Raw genomic sequence first — 6,902 nt, 5'->3', positions numbered from 1 at the left:
CACGGCACAAGCTCTGCCTTGTATAAATACCAAACAAATTGCTGCAAAAACAAACTTGAAAGATCAACACGCTCTAAGGAGAAATATCAACATCATAGAAAATTAACAATAGATAGTAAGGGGCTTAGCTAAAATAGCGATAAAATATTGTCATAAAAGTTTCATCATTGTTCACTAATAGCTCGTCTTCAATGACATAAATTTGTCATATCCACCACTTATAATCGCCGCGAATCATCACATTAACCAACAGACAGGGAATTTCAATGTCTATAGTTCGTAAACGCAGTGCCTCACACAAAGCTTTTATTCCTGCTAACGCGAGAGATAATCAGTATATTTTAGCAGAATTTCCAATCAGCAATGAATTACTCAATAAAGTAAGCCCAACGCTTGATCAATCAAATCAACAGGCCTACTTTCAATTTTATCAGAGCATGTCTCAGTTATTGTTTACCCTATGTAACGACTTTGCCATTAAAAATTGTGTTTTTGTTGCCAATGATAAATTAGTACGAGTGCGTTACAGTCAAGAAGTTCATCAATGGCAAACAAGCCAGCAAATTCTTTTCTACTATGATCCAAACATTCATGAATTACAAAATTCATTTTTTGATGCCAATGTACGCGCAAAAAAAATAACACTGCTGTTTCTCGCACAAGGCGATGACATCAGGCAAAATGCTGCTGAATTTCACCAAAAGGTGCTCAAGGTTTTGTTGTGTTACCAAGAGCAATTAGCCTTACCTAAAGAGGACATTCGAGTTCGAGATCACCAACATATCACGTATGATATTTTCGCTCGAAATAAAGGTTGTACGGGTGTTACAGCACATAAATTACGTACCATGGTTCAACGATATGCCAATCAAGGCACTAAAATACCTGATAATTGTTCTAACATTACTTATGCAGTTATTAATCTAGCAATCAACAACCGATTGCTAAATATGGTTGAAATCGATCCTCAATCGATTGATCCCTATAATCCGTTATATACCTTTTTAACCGATAGTTTTTCACTAGTAGCAAAAAGGTTTAATTTAAATAACGGCGCGCTGATTGCTAATGGACTCGTGCCTATTGTCAGATACAGCGCACACGAAACGGTTTCTACGATTGGTGAATTACAAATGTTAGGCTACAATCCTGAAAACAGCCCATGTGGCATCATAAGTAAATGGCAAGCAGATCAACTAACCGACAATGTACAACTTATTTTTGTCGCAACACGCGATAATCGCAGCGATCATGGCTATGGACGATTTCTTAATCAAATAGAACAAGCAACGCGATTATTAGCGACAGAGTTGGCACTTCCGCCAGAAAAAGAGGAATTAACGGTGAGGTTTCACCAACATATTGCATATAACGTTTAGATATAAACTCGGGTACTATTCAACCTCGTGAAGCACGGTATAATGCGTTTCTTTATTCCACCTAATTATAGGGAGTATTTATGGCGTCAACTATTGAAAAAACAACGTTAGCCGGAGGTTGCTTTTGGTGCATCGAAGCAGCTTTCAATAGTTTACAGGGGATTATAAGCGCCGAGTCTGGTTATATGGGCGGACATACTGACGCTCCTACTTACAAAATGGTGTGTGAAGGAAATTCTGGGCACGCAGAAGTTGTTCAATTAACATATGACAGTGGCATGATAAGTTTTCGTGAAATCTTAGAAATATTTTTCACCTTACACGATCCAACGCAATTGAACCGTCAAGGCAATGACATTGGTACTCAATATCGTTCAGCAATTTTTTATCACAACGACGAACAACAACAAATTGCCTCAAACATCATTAAAGAACTTAATGAGTCTACAGCTTTTTCAGCACCAATTGTTACTGAAATAAACCCATTAAGCCCGTTCTTTTCTGGGGAAGATTACCATCAAGATTATTTTAACAATAACCCTGAAAATCAATATTGTCAGGCCGTTGTTTCTCCAAAACTTGCTAAATTTAGAAAAACATTTGTCGAAAAATTAAAATAACGTTTGCTTGTTCCAAAAGAAAAGCGCTTAAGCGCTTTTCTTTTATTAATACATCAAGGTATATAGTTTCCGACGATATTTAGTGGCAAGAGGATCACCGTCTGGCAAGGCTTTAAGTACATCTAGCAATAACTGTTTACTATCCGCATCACTTGAGTCTTGCTGAACTAAACGAAACAATATCGTTAACGCTTCTTCATTACGATTTACTTGATTATATTGCGCAGCCAATTTCCGTTTTAGTTCATTGTTTTCAGGCTCTTTTTCAATTGCTTGTTCTAATGCTTGAATTTCTGGCGAATCAGCAGCTTCATTGGCTAACTCCAATTTAGCAACTAAAGCTGCATAATCACTGTCTTGATCGACCATTTTTATCGTGCCAAGTAATTGTTCAGCTTCTGATATTTTGCCTGTCTGTAAATAAACATCAATCAAAATAAATTTAATATCAGCTCGCTCTGCATCTAGTTGATGTGCTTGAGTAATTAAACCAAACGCTTGGTTCACATCGTTCTCAGCTAAACATGCTTTTGCCTGAGTTAAAAGCTCATCTTCAGGTTTAGGTAAATGCTTACCAATAAAGGCCTCAATGCTCTCATCCGTTTGTGGTCCTGAAACCCCATCAATAGGTTGTCCATCTTTGACTAAAACAGCCGTTGGTAAACCTTGAATGCCAAATTGCGCAGCAATTTGTTGCTCAGCCTGACAATCAACCGTTGTCATTAAGATATGTTCACCTGCACCCGATACTCGCGCTGATAATTTGTCTTTTAATTCGACACTTTCTGGCACTTGCTCAGCCCAAAAAGCGACTAATACGAGCTTCTCCTTTGAATCTTCCAATACAATCTTTTGAAAGTTTTCCATCGTCATGGCTACGGTTACATTCGACACAATTATTCCTCGTCAGATTATTTACTTTTAACGTGGGGGCAAAGGTAAAATTAACAAGTGTAATAGCACTAAACTCTCCAAATAAGCTAGGAACTTTGCCTTTATGGTTTAAAGCCTTTTTGTAATCACAATCTTACCTTAAAACATTAAGTTATAACTAAGTGATTAAATACTTATTTCAATTGATATTAATTAACGATATAGTGAATTTACGCTTGTTTCGTAGTCGGCGTAATAATTTTCACTAATATTACAAAAAATGATGAAACATGCTGTATTGATCGGTTTTTATGCTTTACTCCTTAGCGAAAGTTTTTCGTTGATGGCGGCTTCGTCAAATACTATTACTATTCGTTATTGTATCGACCCAGATTGGGCACCCTACGAGTCACTCATTAATGAGCAACATGTTGGACTTTCTCGCCAATACCTATCGCTCATTGAACAAAACGCCAATCTTAGCTTTACTCTTGTCCCCACAAGTAATTGGCAACAAACACTTGAGTATATTCAAACAAACAAGTGTGATTTGATCCCCATGTTAAATAGCACTTTGAACAGAAAAGGCTTTCTTGACTTTACAAAAGTGTTATTTCGCGCTCCAAATGCACTTTATGGACATTATAATCAACCACTCATTGGGCATTTAGCAAATATTAATCAACAATCGGTTGCTGTGGTTACCGGTTATCGTTTACACCGATATTTATTAGAAAACTACCCTGAAATTAATATTGTTGAAGTAGAAAACGAAGCGCAAGGCTTAGAAAAAGTACAAAATAAAGAAATTGATTTTTACTTAGGTTCTTTTCACGGAGCCAATAAATACATCAAAGACAATGCATTAAATAATTTAAGAATAGTAGGTATATCTGAACTAGAAGATAAACTTCGTATCGGGGTGAGTAAATCATTATCAGATATGGTACCAATACTTAATCAAGCTATTTCACAAATAACGGTTGCAGAGCACGCGCAAGTGTTTTCATATCTAAAAGAAATAAACACCACCCAAGTGAAAGACTATAGTATGGCGATTAAATCAGCTTCTGCGTTTTCCGCGGTGATCATTTGTTTATTATTTGGCTATTGGCGCTCAGTTAACAATGCAAGCATTCTAGAGGCAAAAAATAAGGCGTTGCAGCTTGCCCACCAACAGCTTGATGATAAAAATAAGCAACTTGCTGATCTAGCCATTCGTGACTCGTTAACCCGCTTGTATAATCGCGGGCATTTATCTGAGTGCATTCAACAACAAATAAAACTTAAAGAACGCTACAATAAAGATGCCTGTTTACTTATTTTAGATATTGACGATTTCAAACAAATAAATGATCAATTTGGTCATAAAATTGGCGATGACGTACTACAATATTTTGCAATGCAGTTAACAGAATGTGCCAGAAATACAGATATTGTGGCGCGTTGGGGAGGCGAAGAATTTGTTATACTTTGCCCTGAAACCAACATAGATGAAGCTAAAATTATCGCAAAACGTTTTCAGCAATGTTTATTTGAAACATCTTCAGACGATCTACCCTGTGTAACCTGTAGTATTGGTATCGCCCCATTGCGCGAAAGTAAAAGTGCAGATCAATGGTTTATTGCCGCAGATAATGCAATGTATCAAGCCAAAGAGCTTGGCAAAGATACCATTTTCACCATTGATAATGCCTAGTTGAAAAAGTGATTGGTGCGCCTAACATGAGGCGCACCAATCACAACGCTATGCTCTATTTCACTTCATTGAGTAGCTCGCGGGCAATAATCACTTTTTGTATTTCACTAGTACCTTCATAAATAGAGGTTACACGAACATCACGAGCAAATCGCTCCAACGGATATTCTTTTATGTATCCGGCACCACCCATCATTTGCAAAGCATCATAACAAGCGATATTTGCTTTTTCCGCGGCAAAAAGTTTCGCCATTGATGCTTGTTTTCCAAACGGCAAGCCTTGTTCTTTAGTATAAGCCGCTTGCATTAATAATAATCTTGCAGCTTCAAGCTCTGTATAACGCTCTGCAAGTTTCCATTGTAACCCTTGAAAATTAGCAAGCGGTTGATCAAATTGCTTACGTTCTATTAAATACTCGCGCGCATAATCCATTGCGGCTAAACCAATACCGAGTGCCAGAGAACCGATACCGATTCTACCACCCGCAAGTTCGCCTACAGCAACACCGAAACCTTTGTTTTCTTGGCCAAGTAATGTCGACGCAGGCACACGACAATTTTCAAAATGTACTTCATTCGTGGGCGATGCTTTCTGCCCCATTTTATCTTCTGTTTTACCTATATTTACACCCGGTGTACTCGCTTCGACAATAAAACATGATATGCCTTTGCCTTTTTTGGCGCTCGAATCTGTTACTGCCCAAACAACAAAAACGTCAGCGAATGTTCCGCTCGTTATGTATAACTTGCTACCGTTAATAATAAAGTCATCACCTTCTCGAACAGCGACTGTTTTCATTCCAGCAGGATCAGAACCAGCAGAATTTTCAGTTAAACAAAAACCCCCTGCACGATACTCTCCACCACACAGTTTGGGTAGATATTGTTGCTTTTGAACTTCATTACCAACCGCTTGAATAACTTCGGCCACCATATTTGTGACTGAAGTAGTAACTGCCGTTGAGGCACACGCCTTTGCTAATTCTGTGATCGCTAAACTAAATGCCACACTGCCAGCTTCTACTCCGCCATATTCGGCTTTGATATTAAGCCCCATAAAGCCAAGTTCAGAAAGTTTGGCTAAATTTGATAAAAATAACGACTCATCGGGTGATTCGTCTAGTTGGCTGGCAACAGGTGCTAACTCAGATTCAGCAAACTTCTTTGCCATATCTTGTATCATCACTTGCTCTTCAGTTAACGATAAATTCATTTGATTTGCCCCTTTAGTATTAGGCGTTAAAGGTTTCTTTTCATTCTATACAAAAATACCGTTATAAACACGAAATTATTTAACGTTTACGTTAACTGCAAATCAACATTAAAGGGGTCAGGTACAATTAACTTGAGATAGTTAACTATGATTTACTAGTTCAAAGTATCGCTTTATTAAAAATAACCGCGTACTTAGTATCTTCTTTATGATCAAATATAAAAATGCCAGTCGATTTAATTGACTGGCATGATATCTAGAGTGTGCTTAATGGTGGTCGTTAGCTTAGTATGTGCTATATATTATGCGAATATAAACCATAACAAACCCGCGCCAAGAATAAGGCGGTAAATAACAAAAGGCATCATGCCAAGCTTACCAACAATGATTAAAAAATAATGAATACAAGCATAGGCACAGATAAACGCTAAAACGCTACCTAAACCAAGCACTTGCCAATCAACAGTGGCTGCACTTGTGGCAAATTTATAGGTTAAATATCCACCCGGCATCATTATGCCAGGGATAGATAACAAAAATGAAAATCGAGCTGCATTTTCTTTACTTAAGCCTAACATCATACCAAATGTCATGGTAATACCTGAACGCGATGTACCAGGAATTAGCGCTAATGCCTGTGATAAACCAATAATCATCGCACCTTTAAAACCAAGTTGTTCAACTGATACATTTTCTTTTGCTTTAATATCTGCAAAACCTAACAATACGCCGAATAAAAGTGTTGTTGCTGCAATAACCGCTACTGTTCGTAAATGTGCTTCGATAAAATCGCTACCTAAAAGCCCTACTAAGCCTAGAGGAATAGAAGCGAATAATATCCACCACGCTAACTTGCCATCAAACGAATTACGTTCGTGTTTTGCGGGGCCAACTCCTAATGTGCCAAACCAGGCGACAGCCATTGCACCAACTTCTTTACGGAAATACAGTACCACTGCGAGTAAGGTACCCACATGCACCGCAACATCAAACCCTAAACCTTGCTCTTGCCATCCTAGTATTGCTGAAGGCAAAATTAAATGAGCTGAGCTTGAAATAGGTAAAAACTCAGTTAACCCTTGTATTAATGCTAACCAGAATATTTCTAGAAATGTCAT

At 37.9% G+C, this 6,902-nt stretch carries 6 protein-coding genes; 3 read left to right on the top strand and 3 right to left on the bottom strand.

What is annotated here, in order from left to right; all coding sequences use genetic code 11:
* The first annotated feature begins 266 nt into the window (after window positions 1-266).
* Window positions 267-1,379, top strand: a complete 1,113-nt coding sequence (locus Q4489_RS09555) for a DUF3083 family protein (RefSeq protein ID WP_303479524.1) — start codon at window positions 267-269, stop codon at window positions 1,377-1,379.
* Between the two features lie 80 nt (window positions 1,380-1,459).
* Window positions 1,460-1,999 carry a peptide-methionine (S)-S-oxide reductase MsrA gene (gene msrA / locus Q4489_RS09550; RefSeq protein WP_303479522.1) on the top strand — a complete coding sequence of 180 codons (540 nt, stop codon included), beginning with the start codon at window positions 1,460-1,462 and terminating at the stop codon, window positions 1,997-1,999.
* Window positions 2,000-2,044: 45 nt separating this feature from the next.
* On the opposite strand, the gene Q4489_RS09545 is transcribed toward msrA, so the two are convergent.
* Window positions 2,045-2,893, bottom strand: coding sequence for a tetratricopeptide repeat protein (locus Q4489_RS09545; protein ID WP_303479519.1), 849 nt, complete (start codon window positions 2,891-2,893; stop codon window positions 2,045-2,047).
* Between the two features lie 259 nt (window positions 2,894-3,152).
* Here Q4489_RS09545 and Q4489_RS09540 point away from each other — a divergent pair, with 259 nt between their 5' ends.
* Entirely contained in the window at window positions 3,153-4,571 is a 1,419-nt protein-coding gene (locus Q4489_RS09540; protein WP_303479516.1) for a diguanylate cyclase, read from the top strand.
* 55 nt (window positions 4,572-4,626) lie between these two features.
* Here the strand turns inward: Q4489_RS09540 and Q4489_RS09535 are convergent, their stop codons facing one another.
* Window positions 4,627-5,784, bottom strand: a complete 1,158-nt coding sequence (locus Q4489_RS09535) for an acyl-CoA dehydrogenase family protein (protein ID WP_303479514.1) — start codon at window positions 5,782-5,784, stop codon at window positions 4,627-4,629.
* Window positions 5,785-6,086: 302 nt separating this feature from the next.
* The gene (locus Q4489_RS09530) at window positions 6,087-6,902 is read right to left on the bottom strand and encodes an undecaprenyl-diphosphate phosphatase (protein ID WP_303479512.1); all 816 of its coding nucleotides are present in this window, start codon (window positions 6,900-6,902) and stop codon (window positions 6,087-6,089) included.

Source organism: Thalassotalea sp. 1_MG-2023, assembly GCF_030546745.1.
Lineage (GTDB): Bacteria > Pseudomonadota > Gammaproteobacteria > Enterobacterales > Alteromonadaceae > Thalassotalea_C.
This window is presented reverse-complemented; position numbering and strand designations above follow the sequence as displayed.